Origin of the sequence: Winogradskyella damuponensis, from assembly GCF_039538385.1 — a bacterium.
Classification (GTDB): domain Bacteria; phylum Bacteroidota; class Bacteroidia; order Flavobacteriales; family Flavobacteriaceae; genus Winogradskyella; species Winogradskyella damuponensis.
This window is the reverse complement of record NZ_BAABCB010000028.1, coordinates 189,037-209,029: the sequence shown is the minus strand read 5'-3', so window position 1 is coordinate 209,029 and position 19,993 is coordinate 189,037. Positions and strand designations below refer to the sequence as shown.

Annotated in this window: 17 protein-coding genes; 4 read left to right on the top strand and 13 right to left on the bottom strand. The window is 29.4% G+C overall.

Annotation, left to right across the window (positions count from 1 at the left end; all coding sequences use genetic code 11):
* Positions 1-42 precede the first annotated feature (42 nt).
* A complete protein-coding gene (locus tag ABD730_RS14410) occupies positions 43-1,059 on the bottom strand; it encodes a glycosyltransferase family 9 protein (protein ID WP_344715599.1) in 1,017 nt (338 codons plus the stop codon).
* 53 nt (positions 1,060-1,112) lie between these two features.
* Positions 1,113-1,721 carry a DUF4254 domain-containing protein gene (locus tag ABD730_RS14405; RefSeq protein WP_344715597.1) on the bottom strand — a complete coding sequence of 203 codons (609 nt, stop codon included), beginning with the start codon at positions 1,719-1,721 and terminating at the stop codon, positions 1,113-1,115.
* A gap of 72 nt (positions 1,722-1,793) precedes the next feature.
* Between ABD730_RS14405 and upp the strand changes: the two genes are divergently transcribed.
* Positions 1,794-2,453, top strand: a complete 660-nt coding sequence (upp, locus tag ABD730_RS14400; RefSeq protein WP_215926453.1) for a uracil phosphoribosyltransferase — start codon at positions 1,794-1,796, stop codon at positions 2,451-2,453.
* On the opposite strand, the gene ABD730_RS14395 is transcribed toward upp, so the two are convergent.
* On the bottom strand, positions 2,442-3,359 hold the full coding sequence (locus tag ABD730_RS14395) for a DUF6427 family protein (RefSeq protein ID WP_334468676.1): 918 nt from the start codon (positions 3,357-3,359) through the stop codon (positions 2,442-2,444). The two genes, upp and ABD730_RS14395, sit on opposite strands and share 12 nt — an antisense overlap.
* 69 nt (positions 3,360-3,428) lie before the next feature.
* On the opposite strand from ABD730_RS14395, the gene ABD730_RS14390 reads away from it, so the two are divergent.
* Positions 3,429-3,656 carry a DUF6341 family protein gene (locus ABD730_RS14390; protein ID WP_215926449.1) on the top strand — a complete coding sequence of 76 codons (228 nt, stop codon included), beginning with the start codon at positions 3,429-3,431 and terminating at the stop codon, positions 3,654-3,656.
* Here the strand turns inward: ABD730_RS14390 and purD are convergent.
* Complete coding sequence (purD, locus tag ABD730_RS14385; RefSeq protein WP_344715595.1) at positions 3,651-4,922, bottom strand: phosphoribosylamine--glycine ligase; 1,272 nt, start codon at positions 4,920-4,922, stop codon at positions 3,651-3,653. The genes ABD730_RS14390 and purD overlap by 6 nt on opposite strands.
* Positions 4,923-5,014: 92 nt before the next feature.
* Between purD and ABD730_RS14380 the strand changes: the two genes are divergently transcribed.
* Positions 5,015-6,340, top strand: a complete 1,326-nt coding sequence (locus ABD730_RS14380; RefSeq protein WP_344715593.1) for a phenylacetate--CoA ligase family protein — start codon at positions 5,015-5,017, stop codon at positions 6,338-6,340.
* 7 nt (positions 6,341-6,347) lie between these two features.
* Positions 6,348-7,508, top strand: coding sequence for a glycosyltransferase family 4 protein (locus ABD730_RS14375; RefSeq protein ID WP_344715592.1), 1,161 nt, complete (start codon positions 6,348-6,350; stop codon positions 7,506-7,508).
* Here ABD730_RS14375 and ABD730_RS14370 read toward each other — a convergent pair.
* The 9 genes from ABD730_RS14370 to ABD730_RS14330 all read right to left on the bottom strand — a co-directional run bounded on the left by ABD730_RS14370 (position 7,505) and on the right by ABD730_RS14330 (position 19,817).
* The gene (locus ABD730_RS14370; protein WP_344715590.1) at positions 7,505-8,917 is read right to left on the bottom strand and encodes an exopolysaccharide biosynthesis polyprenyl glycosylphosphotransferase; all 1,413 of its coding nucleotides are present in this window, start codon (positions 8,915-8,917) and stop codon (positions 7,505-7,507) included. The two genes, ABD730_RS14375 and ABD730_RS14370, sit on opposite strands and share 4 nt — an antisense overlap.
* Before the next feature lie 88 nt (positions 8,918-9,005).
* On the bottom strand, positions 9,006-10,352 hold the full coding sequence (locus tag ABD730_RS14365) for an exopolysaccharide biosynthesis polyprenyl glycosylphosphotransferase (RefSeq protein WP_344715588.1): 1,347 nt from the start codon (positions 10,350-10,352) through the stop codon (positions 9,006-9,008).
* 198 nt (positions 10,353-10,550) lie between these two features.
* Positions 10,551-11,687, bottom strand: a complete 1,137-nt coding sequence (locus tag ABD730_RS14360; protein WP_334468662.1) for a glycosyltransferase — start codon at positions 11,685-11,687, stop codon at positions 10,551-10,553.
* On the bottom strand, positions 11,680-12,885 hold the full coding sequence (locus ABD730_RS14355; protein WP_344715586.1) for an O-antigen ligase family protein: 1,206 nt from the start codon (positions 12,883-12,885) through the stop codon (positions 11,680-11,682). Before ABD730_RS14355 ends, ABD730_RS14360 begins: the two co-directional genes overlap by 8 nt.
* Entirely contained in the window at positions 12,882-13,685 is an 804-nt protein-coding gene (locus ABD730_RS14350; RefSeq protein ID WP_334468658.1) for a glycosyltransferase, read from the bottom strand. Before ABD730_RS14350 ends, ABD730_RS14355 begins: the two co-directional genes overlap by 4 nt.
* Complete coding sequence (locus ABD730_RS14345; protein WP_334468656.1) at positions 13,672-15,072, bottom strand: O-antigen ligase family protein; 1,401 nt, start codon at positions 15,070-15,072, stop codon at positions 13,672-13,674. Before ABD730_RS14345 ends, ABD730_RS14350 begins: the two co-directional genes overlap by 14 nt.
* 157 nt (positions 15,073-15,229) lie before the next feature.
* Positions 15,230-16,534 (bottom strand): flippase, encoded by a 1,305-nt coding sequence (locus ABD730_RS14340; RefSeq protein ID WP_334468653.1) that lies wholly within the window; start codon positions 16,532-16,534, stop codon positions 15,230-15,232.
* 337 nt (positions 16,535-16,871) lie between these two features.
* The gene (locus tag ABD730_RS14335) at positions 16,872-18,335 is read right to left on the bottom strand and encodes a hypothetical protein (RefSeq protein ID WP_334468651.1); all 1,464 of its coding nucleotides are present in this window, start codon (positions 18,333-18,335) and stop codon (positions 16,872-16,874) included.
* Positions 18,336-18,344: 9 nt separating this feature from the next.
* Positions 18,345-19,817, bottom strand: a complete 1,473-nt coding sequence (locus tag ABD730_RS14330; protein WP_334468649.1) for an MBOAT family O-acyltransferase — start codon at positions 19,815-19,817, stop codon at positions 18,345-18,347.
* Between the last annotated feature and the right edge of the window lie 176 nt (positions 19,818-19,993).

The following is a 19,993-nucleotide window of genomic DNA, read 5'->3' as shown; positions in this document are numbered from 1 at the left end:
GATTTTTTTGGTACAAAAACATAGTATTGAGAAGTTTTAACGTTAAATAACTTCTTTTATCTTAGAAATGATTACCGCTTCAGAAACACTACTTGCCGCCTTTTCATAACCTTCTGGGAATTTATTACCGTAAATAGACGTTGGTAGTAATGGAAACTGTGTTCTGTCTGCAGTAAGTGCAAAATCTACAGGTTGATTAAATGGTGCAAATCCAGCAAAAGGATGTGTTACTCCCCAGATTGTAATCACTTTTTTACCCAACATTGCCGCTAAATGTGCATTACCAGAATCCATAGCTAGCATGAGGTCTAAATTTGAAATAAGCATTAATTCTTCCTCTAAATTCAATTGTCCTGCAACAGATTTTACATTAGAGTATTTAGCTTCAAGCTGATTTAAAAGCGCTATTTCTTTAGCACCACCTCCAAATAAAACTATATTATAGTCTTTAGAAAGCGTCTCAATGGTGCTTTCCATTTGTTCTAAAGGATACATTTTACTGCGGTATGCCGCAAAAGGAGCAATCCCAATAGTTTTGAAACTTTTGTTTGAAATAAAAGCACTTAGTTGTTCCGTTAAGACTTTTGGTTTTGGGAATACTGGATTAGATAAATCTACTGTGAAACCTAGGTCTTCAAAAACATCAGCATAACGTTGATGTGTGGTTTTTAATTGCTTAAAAGACACACCTGAAGTCAGAGCTTTCTTTTCGGCTCTACCTTTATCTAATTGCACCACTTTTTTTCCTGAGAAAAAGAATTTTAAAATTTTACTCCGTAAAACGTTGTGCAGATCGGCAACCGCATCAAAATGAAGTTTTCTTAATGCTTTAGATAATTTATAAAGTCCAAAAACCCCTTTGTGTTTACCTTTTAAATCCGCTTCATAGAACCTTACATTTTCTAAATCTTGAAAAAAAGGTTTAAAAAAGGCTCTGGTAACTACTGTTATCTTTAATTCGGGATGTTGTGCCGTCAAAGCTCGCAACACAGGTACTGTCATGGCTACGTCTCCCATGGCAGAAAACCTAAGGACGAGTATGTGTTTTGGTTTTGGCATTTTAATCTAGACTTAGACCTGCAAGGTTTTAGAAACCTGCAAGGTCTCACGAATTATTTCTGACCTCTTAAAACAGGATTTAATTCATCGTCATTGTACATTTTCATTTGCTTGTACACTTTCATGTATTTGTCTCCATTTGAAATATCATTAAGCAAATCATCAATTGCTGTGCTTAAATCTACACGTTGGTCTAGTAACACGTCTAGTTTCTTTTGGCAGGCTGCTTTATGCGCATCACTGGCATCATCTCTAACCGTTTCAAGGTGCATATGGTAAATTTTTAATGCTAAAATAGACAAACGATCTATGGCCCAAGCTGGACTTTCAGAGTTGGTTTTGGCATTTGGTTTTACAGTTACATCTTTATATTTATCTAGAAAATAACTATCGATATATTCAACCGTATCTGTTCTATCTTGGTTAGAAGCATCAATCATTCGTTTCAACTTTAAAGCTGCCACTGGATCTATATTTGGGTCTCTAATAATATCCTCGTATGCCCATTGAACAGTATCTATCCAAGATTTTCTATATAATAAATGCGCTATGAGATCGTCATTTTTATCGTACTTATTTGTAAAAGGTTGATCTACTGTATTTAAAACTTTATACGTTTTAATAACCTCTTGAAATATAGCGTTTGCTTTTTGTGAAAACATAATGAAATTGATTTAATGTTTACAAATATAGTAGGAATTATTAACTTTAACGACTGAACTAATTCTCATAATATGCAAATTCACAACCTTTCTGATACGCCTTCAATTTTAAACACGTTTATGTCTGAATTAAGAGATAAAACCATCCAGAAAGACAGTATGCGTTTCCGAAGAAATATTGAACGTATTGGTGAGATTATTGGCTATGAATTAAGCAAATCTCTTCAATTTGAGACGTGCACTATAGAAACTCCTCTTGGCACTTCTGAAACAGTTTTACATCACAATGATATTGTATTATGTTCTATTTTAAGAGCAGGTGTACCGCTTCATAATGGCTTACTCAATTATTTTGATGCTGCTGAGAATGCTTTTATTTCGGCTTATAGACAACACAAACACCATCCTGAAAGTTTTGAGATCGTTGTTGAGTATTTAGCTTGCCCAAGTTTGGAAGGTAAAACTTTAATTTTAGCAGATCCTATGCTAGCCACGGGACAATCTATGGTGGCTACTTTTGAAGCCTTAAAGCCATTTGGCACTCCAAAGGAAATTCATTTGGTAAGTGTTATTGGTGCACAACCAGGTATTGATTTTGTTAATGAAGCTTTTGATGATAACGTTAACCTTTGGATTGCAACTATTGATGAGAAGCTTAATGATAAAGGATATATTATTCCGGGATTGGGTGATGCTGGTGATTTAGCTTTTGGCAATAAACTACAGCAATAGACTGATAATTGGAGTTAGTATTAAAAGCGCCACAAATACCTCCTTAAACCAACGCTCTGTAATAATTTCAATATATTTTGCCATGATGATAGAAAATGGCATAAACAAAAACAGATATTCACTTCCGTCTTTTAATGGCGCAATAATAGCCACTAAAACAGCTATTATTGAAGCATAAGCTATGATAAAATAAGACGGTTTTAACTTTTTATTTTTGTCTGGTAAGGTTCTAAAATAATAAATAAGCGTCCAAATAAAAGAGGAAAATAACACCGTAAATTTAAGTATACTTTCCTTACTGTTATAAGCTGTAAAATCTAAACTTGCATATCTTATAAAGTCTGAAGACCTTATAAATTCATCATAGATTACAATATTATACACCAATAGTAAAACAAAAACAGTTGCAATACCAACAAATGGAATGATTACATTTTTAAAGTCATTTTGAGAATGGTAAATCAGAGCGACAATCACTAGCGCAAAAAAGAGTATTGCCCAAAAGTAAAACAAAGCAGCAACAGCAATCCAAAACGCGGCATCAAACAATTTCTTTTTAACACTTAATTTAGAATGCAAACTTATTAAGCGCCTTAAAGCCAAAAGCACAAACAAATTAGACAATAGTAAATCTAAATTTGTCATCGTTTGTGGTAACATTCCAAAAAGCAAACCAAAAGTCATTATGGCATAGCTATTACCCTGAGTTAGGTTGTTTTTTGCTACAATAAAATCGAGTAAAAAGACTAAAAACAGAGTAATTCCTAATTTAAAAAATGCTGTAAGAGAACTATTTAAGTCTGAAAACAGAAAGGTATAATTTGTAATTACAAAAAGCAAAATGATATAAAGCGCAATTATTACGAAATTTATCGGCTTAGATTTACTAAAAATGCTTGTAATCATTAACTCTTTTTGTATTTTTGTTATTTAGAAACCAATTCAAAATTAGAATTGGTGTAAATTTATAAAGTTATGAATGATTTCTTTAACGGAATAGCTGATTTATTTGTTAATGTGTTATTTGCACCTTTTGATGCCTTAAGAGCATTAGAGTTAGAAAGCTGGTTTTCTGCTAATATATTCTCATGGATTTTTATAGCTATTGGCTTTGTTGCATTTGTTTATTGGATGCTAGAACTCAAAAAGTACAATGATAACAACGAAGAAGATAAAAGTATTTCTTCTCACTCTTATCTATAAATCGAAACCAATATCTTTACGATAATTCATCTTATCAAAATGTAGTTTATCTATACTTTGATAAGATTTTTTTATGGCTTCATTGTACGTGTTTCCGTACGATGTAATTGCCATAACACGACCTCCTGAGGTCACCACTTTACCGTCTTTTTCTATAGCTCCTGCATGAAATGCTATAGAATCTGTAACATTTTCTAATCCTGAAATTTCTTTACCTTTCTCATAAGCTTCAGGATAGCCACCAGAAACCAACATTACAGTTGTTGCTGCACGCTCATCAATTTCAATATTCACTTTAGATAAGGTTTGATTAGCCATAGCTTCAAAAATATCAACTAAATCTGTTTTTAATCTTGGTAAGACTACTTCAGTTTCAGGATCTCCCATTCTAACGTTATACTCTATTACTTTAGGATTATCTCCAACTTTAATTAAACCAATAAAAATAAAGCCAACATAAGGTAATTTATCTTTCTTTAACCCTTCAACCGTAGGTTTTACAACTTGATTTTCTATTTTATCTAAAAATTCTTGCGTTGCAAATGGCACAGGAGAAACGGCTCCCATACCTCCTGTATTTAAACCGGTATCACCTTCTCCAATACGTTTGTAATCTTTTGCTGTTGGTAGAATTTTATAATCTTTTCCGTCTGTTAAGACAAAACAACTCAACTCAATACCATCTAAAAATTCTTCGATAACCACTTTAGTACTAGCCTCTCCAAATTTAGCATCAACAAGCATACTTTTTAGCTCGTCTTTAGCCTCCTGTAAATCATTTAAGATTAAAACACCTTTTCCTGCTGCTAAACCATCTGCTTTTAAAACATAAGGAGGCTTTAAAGTTTCTAAAAATTTGTAACCATCGTCAACATTATTCTTAGTAAAACTTTCATATGCTGCCGTTGGAATATTATGACGTACCATAAATTCTTTAGCAAACTCTTTACTTCCTTCTAGTTCAGCGGCTGCCTGTTGGGGCCCAATAACTGCTACATTTTTTAAGGCCTCATCTACTAAAAAGAAATCATGAATACCTTGTACTAATGGGTCTTCTGGTCCAACTACAACTAAATCAACTTGATGTTCTAAAACGGCTGCTTTAATGGCCTCAAAATCAGTAACACCAATATTTAAATTTGTTGCAATGGCGTTGGTTCCTGAGTTTCCTGGTGCTACAAAAAGCGCCTTACAACGATTACTTTTTGCTAATTTCCATGCAAATGCGTGTTCTCTTCCTCCAGAGCCAAGTACTAAAATATTCATGCTTAAAATTGTTTAGACAAAAATAATTGGTTTTAAGTTTAAAAAACAATTATTTTACCAAAGAACTCACTTTGATGAATTCAAAACCTTAAATGCAAAAAAACATCTTGCGATTATTTGATTTTTCTTTAAAAATAAATGGCTTTAAAATTGACAAGGCAAAATTGACTTTGTCTGAAATTCAGGCTAAAACTAATTCTGAATTTGAAACTTATGTTGAAGAACAGAAAAAAGCCATTATTTCTTACCATTTAAAACATAACTCTTTTTATAAAACGCTTGGAAAAACAATTGATCTTAACGTTTGGAATTCTGTACCAATTATTACAAAGAAGCATTTGCAACAGCCTTTAGAGCAGCGTTTAAGTGATGGGTATACGACTAAAAACGTCTATGTAAATAAAACGTCTGGTAGCTCTGGTGACCCTTTTATTTTTGCGAAAGATAAATGGTGCCATGCACTAACTTGGGCTGAAATAATAAATCGGTTTGGTTGGTACAATATTGATTTTAACAGATCTATGCAAGCCCGTTTTTATGGTATTCCTTTAGATAAAAAGGGGTATTACAAGGAACGTTTGAAAGATTATTTTAGTAATCGTTTTCGGTTTTCGGTATTTGATTTAAGTGATACTGCATTTGAAAACACTTTAGCAAAATTTAAAACTACCCAATTCGATTATATTAATGGTTATACGAGCTCAATTGTACAATTTGCAAAGTATTTAAAGCGTAAAAACATTCTGTTAAAATCTGTATGCCCGACTTTACGAGCTTGTATTGTAACTTCCGAAATGTTATTTGATGATGATAAATTGCTACTTGAAACACAATTTGGACTGCCAGTTATAAATGAATATGGAGCTTCTGAATTAGACCTTATTGCATTTCAGAATACGACTGATGAATGGCAACTTAATAGCGAAACGCTTTATGTAGAAATTTTAGATGAGAATGATGTTGTTTTACCGTACGGAGAAGAAGGGAGAATTGTAATTACATCGCTTTACAACAAAGCACACCCCTTTATACGCTACGATATTGGTGATATAGGTATGTTATCTGAAAAGAGTACCATTAAGAAACCCATTTTAAAGAAGCTTATTGGAAGAACCAATGACATTATTGTTTTGCCTAGTGGCAAAAAAGCAGCAGGTCTCACGTTTTATTACATTACCAAAAGCGTCATTGAAAACGATGGCAATGTTTCAGAATTTGTTGTAGAGCAGACGCTTTTAGATAGCTTTAAAATTAGTTACGTTAGTAAAATTGAACTTTCTGAAGCTAAAAAAACAACGATTAAGAATGAAGTGATTCGTTATTTAGAGCCTAATATAACTATTAATTTTGAACGTGTTAAAAAACTAAAGCGCTCAAAGTCTGGTAAGTTAAAACAGTTCACATCACATTTAAAATAGAGTATTAGTGAAAAAATTAATGATTATAACGAGTTACTTTCCGCCAGAGATTGGTGCAGCTTCTAATCGTATTTATCATTTGGCAGAAGGCTTAAAAAATGATTATGATGTCAATATTGTTACTCCGTTACCTAATTACCCAACCGGAAAAATTTTTGCAGCTTACAAGGGGAAATTCAGTTTAAAAACTGAAGAAAATGGCATTACAATTAATCGTTTATGGATTTATGCTTCAGTTTCTAAAAATAAATTTCTGCGTTTAATAGCCATGTTATCTTACAGCTTTAGTTTGATTTGGTTTTTTATGTGGCATAAGATTCCGAATAAAGTTATAGTACAGTCTCCACCGCTTTTAGTGTCCTTTACTTGTATGTTCTTTTTAAGATCTAAGAAAAGAAAACTAATTTTAAATGTAAGTGATTTATGGCCAAGCGCAGGATTAGAATTAGGAGCTTTAAAAGAAGGTTTTGCATATAGGCTTCTAAAAAAACTTGAAGCCTTTAACTACAAAAAAGCAGACCTCATCTTAGGACAAAGTAATGAAATACTAACCCATATTAAAACTATAACCACAAAGCCAGAGCTATTTCTATACCGAAATTTCCCAGAAATTAAATACCCTAAACTTATAGAAAACACCTCATCTAAGGGTAAAATAAAAATGGTTTATGCAGGCCTTTTAGGTGTGGCTCAAGGTATCCATAAGCTCTGTAAAGAAATTAATTATGAGACTATTGAATTTCATATTTACGGGTCTGGTGCAGAAGAGGAAGCTATTAAAAACTTAATTGACTCTAATAAAGACTTACCTCTTTATTTTCATGGTAGAGTAAACCGAGCGGAGTTACACCAAGTCCTTTTAAAATATGATATTACCATTATTCCGTTGTTAAATAGAATTTACGGATCTGTACCGTCTAAGATTTTTGAATACGCTAAATTAGGCTTGCCAATGTTATATTTTGGAGGTGGTGAAGGCGAGGATGTGATTACAAAACATAAGCTTGGCTGGATTGCAAATGAAGGCGATTACAGTCATTTAAATAAAATATTGGCCTCTATCACCTCTGAAGAGCTCAACTATGCGCTAAGCGTATCTATTCAAGAAACAGCTCGACTTCAATTTGATTTCAAAAAACAGCTTATGGCACTTAAAAATGTCATTTAATACGCTTTTTCATCGCCTTTAATAACGTTAATAATCGTTTGGGCAATGATTTTTAAATCTAGTAAAAGTGACCAGTTCTCTATATAAAAAATATCGTATTTCACTCTGTTTATGATATCCTTATCGTGTTTAATTTCGCCTCTATACCCTTTAATTTGTGCTAAACCGGTTACACCTGGTTTCACATTGTGTCTATAAATAAAATTATATTTATTAATCTTCTTTGAATAATCATCGGTATATGATAGCATATGTGGTCTTGGTCCTACAACAGACATGTCTCCCTTTAAAACATTTATAAACTGAGGTAATTCGTCTATACTTGTTCTCCTAATAAACTTTCCTATAACTGTTAGGCGCTTATCGTCTGGACTTACATAAGTTCCTCTAGACTCCTTTGTTACGGTAAGCGACCTATACTTGTAACAGTAGAAGGCTTTATAGTTTATTCCCGTTCTTTTATGTTTATAAAATAACGGCCCTTTAGACTCTAACTTAATTAAAATAAATAAAATAACAGAAAGCCAAGACAGTATAAAAACTATGATTAACAACGAAAACACAACATCAAACGTTCGTTTTAAAAATTTATTTATTTCATTGTTAAGTGCTACTTCTTGAATAGATAAAACTGGTATGTAGTTATAATAGTCTGTTTTAAATCGTTTGGTGAATAATTTTTTGGTATTAGGTATGAACTTAATATTACAATGGTTCAAATTTGCATACCTAACGTATTCGTTTATCTCTTTTTCTGATAAATCATAAATTGAGCAATAAATCTCATCTATATGATCGTTATTGTTTTCTAAATAGTCAAAACTATCTGCAATAGAGCCAGACGTATCATCATCTTCAGAATCGCTAAAAATTGCATTTATGTTATAGCCTAACTCTTTCTTTTCTTTAAATATTTTCTTTAACTCGTGTACATTATCACCACTACCTATTAGGATAATATTTCTTAAATTACCTTTTAAATATATCCTGAATGACTTTAAAATATAATAGCTTAACAGCTTAACAAAACTTATTGCAATAAAGGCATAGGCTAAATATTTTAACGTTAAGGTTATCTCAATATTAATACTTCTAAAAAAACCTTCAAAGGCATAAACAAGAAGCGTATAAGCAAAGAATTGCTTTATAATAAGCGACAGAATATTTATTACAGAAGTGTACCTATACACTTTATAAAATTTAAGTAAATAGGTAGATAAAAGCCAAAATACTATAGAGTATAAAAGATAGAGTATGTTCTTATCATTGAGCAATTCATAAGAGAAAAAGTATAATTTTTCACTATTAAAATCTAAAAAGATAAAAGCAAATGTATTTATAATTATAAGGTCGTATACTATTAATATTGGCCTCAATACCCATGAATATCTTCCGCGTTTAAACTCCATATTTTTTCATTGTATTAATAAGTCTCTTAGGATTTGTTATTGAAGTTAATCTTGGTAGTATATCTACAATGTTAATGATGTGCCTTATTTAATAGGCTTTTTCTTCACCTTTAATTACATTTATAACCGTTTTAATAATAATTTTAATATCTAAAAACATGGACCAGTTTTCTATATAAAAAATATCGTATTTCACTCTATTTTGCATATCAGAATCCTTTTCAATATTTCCTCTATAGCCACTAACTTGAGCTAAGCCTGTTATACCTGGTTTAACAGTATGCCTAACCATGAATTTATTTATTTTATTTTTATAATCGTTTGTATGACTTAATAAGAGTGGTCTTGGCCCAACAACAGACATGCTTCCAAACAATACATTATAAAATTGAGGCAACTCATCAATACTTGTTTTTCTTATAAATTTTCCAACTCTTGTTATTCTCATGTCATTTTTTGATGCCTGAAGACTGTCAGATTCTCTATTGGCACTCATTGAGCGAAATTTATAACAAGCAAAAAGTTTAAAATCGGCTCCGTATCTCAATTGCCTAAAGAAAACATCTCCTCTTGATTCTAATAAGATCATTAATGCAATAAGAGGAGTAAACCATGATAGAAAACCGACTATAACTATGAGTGAAAATACAATATCAAAAGTCCTTTTAATAACTATATTTAAGTTATCCTTAAGAGGTATATTGCTTAATGAGAATATTGGAATAAGGTCGTGATTTTCGAACTTTAATTTTTTTGAAAAAACGTATTTATTGTTAGGAATAAGCTTTAATGTTTTTAAGTTATTGTCGGCAAAATAAACCAATTCACTCATTTGCTCATCAGACAATTCTTTTACAGAACAGTATATTTCGTCTATATTATTCTCAATTATATAATTAAACGATTTTGCTATATCTCCTAATTTTTTGTTTGTCTCTTTATTTGTAAAGAACCCTTTATATTTATAATTATGATCTTTATTATTCTCAAAAAAATCTTCTAACTTTTTAGTTGAATCGTTGTAACCAATAATAACAACATTATTATAGTAAATGCCTTTATAGTGTAAATATCGCTTGATTAAAACAAAGGTGAGTATTCGCCAAAAACAGAGAACAAAAAATAATAAAAAGTAAAACTTAATTATTTTTACAATATCTACCTTATAATCAATTATATAGAAATAAGATAGAATTAACAATATGAACAAAGAAATCCTAACAATTAGAGTTACAGATATAATTCTGATAATTCTTAAGGTTTTGTTTCCATTTTTAAAAGGTGAAAACAAAGAAAGTATAATCCAAAAAAGAATTGGTATAATTATAATGTTGATGTCTGACGTTAAAAACGTAACTAACAAAAAACATACAAATAGCAAATCGATAATATACAGGACAGGTCTTAATAATTGTGTATAAAATCTATCATTCATAATAATCCTCTAATCTGTGTAGCAACTGATATTTATGCGGCAAATATAATTGAATCTACGTAATATAAATAAATTTGAGTATATATTTCAAATGCTAAAAAAAATGTATAAATCAATAACTTAACAAAACTTCCTTATAAAAAAAACCGATTCTTTAAATCGTCCGTTTACGTTATTACCATTAATAAAAACGCTTAGTTATTTAATACAATATTTAGAATACAGTGCTTCTAAATTTTTAATATTAGTTTCTAAATTAAAGTTTTGATTAAAAATCTCTAGCGACTTCTTTTGAAATTCTAATCTTTTAGACTCATTTTGAAATAATTCTATCGTTCTCTTGCTCATTAAACTAATATCATCTGCATCAACTAAAAATCCATTTTCACCATCAAAAACCAAATCTCTATTGCCGTCACAATCTGTTGCGATAATTGATTTAGATAAGGCTAGACTCTCAATAACCGCATATGGCAAGCCTTCGTATCTGGCCGTGGTAATATATAATTTAGATTTGGAAACGATATGAAAAATTCTCTCGCGTTCTGTCCACTCAATCAACGTAGTATTGGCTTCTAAATCATATGCTTTTATTAAACGTTTTACATTTTCAGTATTGGGACTTACAACACCTATTCCCATAATTACCAAATGGATCTTAGGAATCTCTTTTTTAACCTCCTTTAATACCTCAATCATCAACTCAATGTTTTTTTGATATGATGGTCTTCCAACAGTACAGATATATTCATCAGGAAGATTATAACTTGATATATCACTAAACTCAGGATCTAGCGTGATTGGAGAAATACAATTATTAAAAAGTGCCGTTTCAGATTTCTTATATTTTATTTCCATAATACCTCTTTCTAATTCAGAATTAGATGAAGCCAACAAAATTGACTTTTTGTTTTTAAGAATCCTTTCTATTAACACTAGAAAACGGCGTTTAAGACTATTACTGGCACTTAAAAAAGAATAAGCCTGTGGAGTGTGCAAAACATTAATAGTGTTTAATAAAAAGCCTATTGTGTTTCCTACGAGTCCGCCTTTGGCACTATGAGCGTGAATTAAATCTGGTTTTTCTTTTCTAATTATTTTGTAAGCCTTAATAATTGACTTAAAATCTTTTAATACGTTTATATCTCGCTCTATAGGTATTTTATATTCCTTTACATAATTATTAGAATCATCTAAAAAGTTAGAATTATCTTTTGTACCATGAATTACAATATTCTCGAATTTTGAAGAGTCAATAGATTTTATTAGCACTCTCAAGGAGGTATCTACTCCACCTATTGAATGAAGAATATGTACAATTTTTTTTCTACTCATCTAATAAATTATCTTCTGATTTATTTGGGGTTAACACTATTAAAATTAGCGCGAACAAATATACTCCTATTTGTCTATGAAATAAATTTTCAATTAAAGCAAATAATACCAATACCAAAAGAATATTTAATTGATTAATATCCTTATTGTTTAACCTTATAAGGCTAAAAATTAAAAACAAAAAAATAGCTAACCCAATAAGTCCTTTACTTAACAATAAATCTAAATACTGATTATGTGTATTAAATCGCGTTTCAAGAAAATACGCTATACGCTCTTTTTTGGTCATCGAATTAATATAGCAGTTATTAAGGTTTTCTTGTGTCATACCAAAACCGTCACCTATAAGTAATTTATGTTCAGAACTATTCACCAAATGCGAGAAAGCACAATTCCAAATGACATATCTTGGCTCCCATTCCCTTATTTTATAAAAGAAATCATTTTTCTTATCAACATATAAAAAGCGTTTAGCTAAATTATCATTGAATAAGAAAAACGCAGCAACTGTACCTAATATAAGTGCAACTGTAATTAGTGATTTTTTTAAATTAGTCTCATAAAAAACCTTTATCATAAATATTAATAAAACAGTTATAATTGCCATTCTAGAAACCACTAGAAACAGCATACAAGCACTTAATAACATATTAAACACAAGAAATAATCTATATTTCTTAGGTACTTTAGACCATATTTTTAAAGAAAAAGCAATACTTAAAGAGTTAATAAATCCAAAATATAAGCGTTCTATAAATAGCAAATCATTAATATGTTGTCCTGATGCAATTTCAAACGCTCCAACTTCCGACGTATAATTTACAAGGCTAAATACAGAAATAAAATTACCTAAGGTTACTGATAGTATAAAGAACAACTGTATCTTAAAACTCTTTTTTATAGGGATCGATAAAACTAAAACTGCAATTGAAATAAACAGTTTTTTTATAACGTACATATCCTCTGAAATTGTACCTATAATTAAAGATGATAATACAGTAAAAAGTATTAATGCTATAACTATTATGTATACCTTGTTTGCTAAGAGTTTTTTAATAAACTGTTTCTCAACAAAAGGAAGTAAGACAAATAATATTCCAATAAGAATATTTGGGACAGCTCTAATATCATCTTCAAACGGAATGGTAAACACCAATGCGTAAAACAGATAATGATATATTTTATGTAAGAACTTCAATTCAGTTTAAATTTTTTCTTCAATTCTGTTGTCACTTTTCTAGATACAAATAGTAATAGAATATTTCTAAATAATCCATAAATGGGATAGAAACCAAAGTGGAAATTATCTAAAATTATACGAATTCTATTAAACACTTGAAGCCTTCTTTTCTTTGTTGAAATGGAATTAGGATCAGAAACATAATACATTAATATTTCTGGGTAATTTTCAACCTTATAATGCTTAAGTGCTTTGAAAAAAAACGCATAATCCTGTGATGCTCTCCTGTACTTAAAAGGATAATTACCAACCTTGTCTAAAATTTTAGAATAGAATATTACTGATGGATTTAAAAACATACTATTTAAGTACATTTTTTTCTTTAACGTTTCATAATCTGTTGGGGGCTTTAATTCGTGTAAAAAATTTCCATGCTCATCAATAACATTTGCCCAAGTACCTATGAGTTTCACCTCTTTATTTTGGTCTAAATAATTAATTTGTTTAGAGCATTTATCTTTCATAAAAATATCCCCACAATCAAAACGACCAATAAATTCATAGTTCTTATTTAAAGCTACTTCTAATCCACGATTTGCTGCGACGCCTACTCCTTTATTTTCTTTTAAATACTCAAAGTAAATTTTACCAGAATTATAAATTTGATTTAATCTTTCTTCATTTGGCTTATGCTCACTTCCATCATCAACTACAAGAATATCAATATCAATTTTCTCATTTATCGAGACCAATGATTCTTCTAACCCTTTAGGGTTATTGTAATGTGCCATTACAAGGATAATTCTACTTTGATTCATTAATTAATTGTTTGTTTTGTTTTATCATTACCATTATAATTGCTAAACATAACCAAAAACCATAAACCCTAAATGTGTCTGTTTTTAACCAATTAAAAATATATCCTACCATTGAAATCATTAATATAAGAGGAATAACAGTGCTACCACTAGGGTTTTTAAACGTTTTATTGTAACACCACATTAAAATACTTATAAAAAAAGTAATTAATATAAAAAATCCTATAATTCCTGTTTCTGCTAAAATTCTAAGATATAAGTTAAATCCTGGTGGAAATGATGGATGATTTTCATTTAAATGTTTAAGTCTAAACTCCCAATTATCTTCGGTTGCCCATTTTGGGTATTTCTTTGTTGACTCAAAAGCCTGTAAGCCATATCCTGCACCTACGATTGGACTCTCTTTAAAAACCTCAAACATAGCTGTTTGTATCCCAAATCGAGTTTTATTAGATGTAGAATGTACACTGTCATCAATTTTAAAAGATGTTAATTCATCATAGACATATTCTACTGTGGATTTGAGAAAGAATGTTACAACTGCAGCACCAGCAAATACAGATACAAGAAATATTTTAGCAAATAAACTATTGAATTTTCTTTTTCTAATTAAAAAAAGAATAAAAACAAAAACTTGAATAATTATTATAAAAAATACTGCCCTTGATTCTGACAAAAAAGCAAAAAGAATGACAAATATTCCAGGTAAAAAACGCTTAAACCCTTTTCCTGTAAGTATGTAACTAAACATCCACCCTGCAATACTTAATAAATATGTTGCTAACGCTGGAGGTTCAAAAGTAACAGAGGAAATTCTGCGAGTCCATTTATCTATATTAACTGATGTAAAAGGAAAATAATCAAATAGGTGTAAAGTACTTCTTAATCCATCCATATGGAATTTAATGATTAAAAACTCTATACTACCATATACAACTACTATAACTAATGAATAAAGAAATATTGTTCTTATTTTAAGGATAATAGTCTTAAGATCAAACTTTTCAATAATATTATAGAAGGTTATAAACAGAATAATAGCTGAAATAAGTAAGGAAACAAATTGTCTTATAAAACGCTCAAAACCTGTTCTTTGCTTGTAATAATAGCCAAACATATCATAACTATTAAAAACTACAGAAAGTATAACCCAAAATATAAATAAAATTAGCAGCTGAAAAATAATATTATGATAAGGTATTTTTATTTTTCCTGTAGTAAATAATATTACCGAGCATAATAAAAAAAAAAGCACACAAGAATCTCTATTATATTCTCCTAAAACACCAAATATAGCAAAACCCTTAAATGAATTAAATGGAATAAAAAATACACCTAACAAAAAAATAACTAAAATTAGATTTTTTAGCTTAATTGCAATATTCATATTTGGTTGTTAAGAATTCTTGTTTCATTAATATTTCTCTATAACTTTAAAAGTTATTTTACGCTTTTCCCTTATATTTTTCTTGATTTATAGCCTATAATCTCTTTGCTACATATAAATTCAAAGTTAACTATTTTTTTTATCTACAATTTTAATCTTATGAAATAAATGTTTTTGTTTTATCCTGTCTATATATAATTATAGTTGCTAGAATTTTCCAAATAATCATACTTACAACAGTTGATGAAGCAGCACCAATCATTCCATACTTAGGGATATAAATAATGTTTAAAACAACATTGATTAATAAACCTAAAATAAGAATTCTTTGTAGTTTGTTTTGCTTACCTGTCATGTTCATATACACCCCTAATGGCCCCAATAAAAAATTAAAACATTGTCCGCCTAATAATATTAATAACGCACTCTGAGCAACAATATATTCCTTGCCAAATAAGCCTAAAATCCATTCTGAAAATAATGATAGTACAATTAATACTGGCAATGTTAAAACTAAAATAAGTCTATTACTATTTTGTAATAAGCGCCTTAACTTTTCAATACTGTTGCTAGAATAGAATTCAGCTATCTTTGGTCCTGCAATAATATTTATTGACAAAAGTGCTAATGTTGATATTGTTGATAATTTCACCGCTATAGCATAAAATGCAACGTTATCAAACGTACTATATTTAGCTAATAACAAAACATCAATACTCTGCATTAAAAAATAAGATAACGCACTAATAGCCATTGGATATGATTTTAAGAAAATAGTCTTATAACTTAAATTATCTATTTTAATCTCAAATTTCGATTTTAAAAATTTTCTGTAAATAATAATAAAAGAGACTAGAGCTAAACTTGCAAAACTCCATAAATAAGCATCAATTAAATAAGCTTCGTTTGAGTTATAAACTAAATAAACTGCTAAAAACAAAAATGGTAGGTGTCTAAAAATATTTCTAAACAACTCAGATAAAATAGTTTTATTTAAAGCTCTTAACATGTCTATATTTAAAAATGTAATAGCATAAAAAGACAGTGCTAAAATAACTTTATTAAAAAGTAATGATGCTTTTGGCTTATTAAATAGTTCATTAATAAAATCATTAGGGATTAAACTGTTTAGTACCCAAAGTATACTGCTAGCAAGTAAAACGAGAGTAAGCATTTTAAAATAAGTGGCTCTCAAAGAGCCCATTGAATTTTGAGATTTAAAAAAACCTGAGTAATAAATTATAGATTGATCCATTCCTAAAACGGATAGCCCTCCAATTATCATTAAAAGAGTTCGGACAAAGTCATATTGTCCAACTAATTCTGGCGGAAAGTAATTGGTTAAAAATAGTGAAACAGCAAAAAGAAGCAAAACACCAAGAATTTTAATAAAAAGAACCTTTAAACTACTCCCTAAAAGACTAGAGTTTAATAGTTTTGAAGTGATAGAATTAAATTTCATAATCTAATGAAGGGGCAATCATTGATTTGTAAGTAAATAAATTGGTCTCTTTTTTAAAATAGCTTTTTACCATATTTCTTTATTATTTAATGTAATAAATTAAGATTAGAGCTAGATAAAACCGACTTAATATCCGTAAAAATAATCTTTTATTTGATTTTCAAAAAATGTCATTACGTTTAAATGACTTAAAACTAAACCACTATAAGCAGAAAGTCGATAGACTTTTTTAATATAATTAAAATTAGTAATATCTGATTACACGAATAAAAGCAGCGTATTTACCTATTTTTTTTGGGGTAAGTTAAAGTAAATTAATCAGAATTAAATAGTTCTATTATTCAATGACTATACGCTTGTGGGTATTCTTCAAATGATATTTTTTTTCTTTATCTCTAATAATATGAAAAACAGTATACGTACCCTTTTCTAATAAGTTTTTTGACAACTCTACCCGATATCCACTGTTTTTAAAATCTTTACCATACTTTTCAACCAACTTATAATCTTTTCTTTCTTTTATTTGATTTCCTGATACAATATAAACGAAATTAGTATTTTTCTTCAAGGCAACTACTTTATTTCCTGCCAAGTTAGAGACACCTTCTTTATGCATCCAGCCTTCCAAATTTATTGTTTGTACGCTTTCAGCAATAGTGACAACTTTATCCCCTTCTATATCTTTATAAAACTGACCATTTATTTTATTTATAGAGCCAATAAAGGTCTTAGCTTCTATAACTTTATTTGCGTTATAGAGTAAGTTTTCAGGTGTTGATAAGAATGTTTTTTTAAAGACATCACTTTCGTCTATGTTGTAGTTATTCATTAGATAATTTGCCAAAGTAGAACTTGTTTTAATTTGGCCTTTATAATTAGCATGTTGATTAGATGATACTTTTTCATTTACAACACAGGTGTAATCAAAACCTGAAACTTTCTTATTTATATCAAGAAAATCTATATTTTTATGTGCATTAGTAATTCGTTCAATCTCTTTGTTTACAACATCAAATCCTTCTTTAGTTTTATTGTAATAAGTTCTATATACAGGAACAGTGTAAAATAATATTTTAAAATCATGACTTATTGACAAATCAATAATCTTATTTATGTATTCCTCTTCATGTTTTGTAAGCTCCAAATTTTGAGTATTAAAGCTTTTTTCGTTAAATGCTTTTATGCTTGCCGAAGATAAATGCCAGTTTGTTTTTTTATTGTGGCTTCGTTCTTTAGCTGAAAAGCTAAATTTTGCTTGTAATGACTTAGACCACATTTCGCTATCTTGCCAATTGTTATGAAATCTAAACGCGTTAAACATATGAAACCATTTATTATCTGGATAAATACTTGAGATCTCCTCGTACTTGACTTTACCAAATCTTTTATTGTATTCCATTTTAAATGGTGAAGCCATTAAATTTCCACTTGAGTCTGCAATCTTATTATATCTCACTCCTTTATCAATAAGTGCCCAAGTTTCTATAGCAACAATTTGAGGAGATTGATATTGTAATGTTTCTAATAGGTTAAAGTAAATTTGAGCTATACTTATACCTGCTCCATTAATTTTTAATGAATTTGTCTTACACTTAGCATTTATAATATTTGCATCTACCCCTTTACCTTGGTGAGAATTACCTAAAAAGACCACACTTACAGACTCCCTATCCTCCTCATATAATGTTTGATACGAACTAACAGATGAGTGGTCATTATCTATGAAAAACGAATCGAAGTACAGTAACAAAAAAGCAAAAATAGCAACGAATATCAAAAGCTTTAAAATTAATTTTTTCATATGAAATTTCTAAAATTGAAAATAAATAAATTCCTGAATATTTCTATCACCATAAATACCAAAGAGCATTATTAATATTACAATACTTAAGTAAAATGACCATCTAAATAATGTTGATTGGTTATTTAAAAACTTTATACTGTTATGTTTTTTATGAAAGTATTCAAATGCAAACAACATTAAAATAGCTATTGTAATAACCTTAAATTCATTCGGTTTAAAACCTATTAAATAGGTTTCTTTTTTAAACATATCTCCTAAATTAAAATCACTAAAAAATCCCGAAACTATTTGAAGAGAATCACTTAGTGAGTTTGCTCTAAAAAATACCCATCCAAAACAAACAATAGTAAAAATAATGAAACCGAAGAAAAGATGATTTGAAAAATTGTTTTTGTCCAAACCTATTTTATTAAACAACCTTTTTCTAAATGTAAAGGTGCCTTTTTCTATCATAAGAATAATACCATGTATCGCTCCCCAAATAATAAACGTCATTGCAGCACCGTGCCATAAACCACTCACGACAAAAACAATAAAAAGATTAGCGTAAGTTCTGTACTTTCCTTTTTTACTTCCACCTAAAGGGATATATAAATAATCTCTAAACCAAGTTGATAACGATATGTGCCAACGCCTCCAAAACTCTGTAAGAGATTTTGAAATATATGGACTATCAAAATTCTTCATTAAATCAAAGCCCATTGTTCTCCCTAACCCAATAGCAATATCTGAGTACCCAGAAAAATCACAATAAATTTGAAATGCAAAGAGTACTGTTGCATAAATGTAGCCCACACCTCCATAATCATCTACATTATTATAAACCTGATTAACGTAAAGCGCAGCCCTATCTGCAATAACCATTTTCTTAAATAAACCAAAAGCCATAAGTAGAAGACCAGACTTTACAAGTTTGTAATTAAACGTATACGTTTTATAAAATTGAGGTAATAAATGAGATGCTCTTTCAATTGGACCAGCTACTAATTGTGGAAAAAACGACACAAATGCACTAAACGCAATAATATCGTTTGTAGGCTTTAACTGTTTTCTATAAATGTCTATGGTGTAGCTTAACGTTTGAAATGTATAGAAACTAATCCCTACAGGTAATATTATATTTAGTGTTGAAACTTCAAGTTCTTTACCAAACAACCGAAACGAATCTACAAATGATTCAATAAAAAAGTTGGTATACTTAAAATAAACTAAAAACCCTAGATTGACCAATAAACTAACAAACAGTAATTGTTTTCGCTTCTTCTTGTTTTCTATTTTATGCATTTTTTTACCTACATAAAAATCTACTAAAGTACTTACCGCAATTAAAAATAAAAAACGCCAATCCCACCAACCATAAAAGGTATAACTAGCAACTAAAATTAGAACATTTCTTAAGGTAAGGTTTCTAGCTACAAGCCAATAGAGCGCAAAAACGATTGGGAAAAATATAGCAAAATCTAGCGAATTAAATAACATATGAAATAAGGTGGTTTCTTAATAAAATTATATTTATTAACCTTCTTATAGTAAAGCAACAAGACAGTATTTATAAAAAGAATACAATAATACTAATCTTATTAATTATAAAATAATGAATAGCTTTAATTTGTTATTAAGCTCCTCTATTATTTTTTATCAAATATTTTGTAATC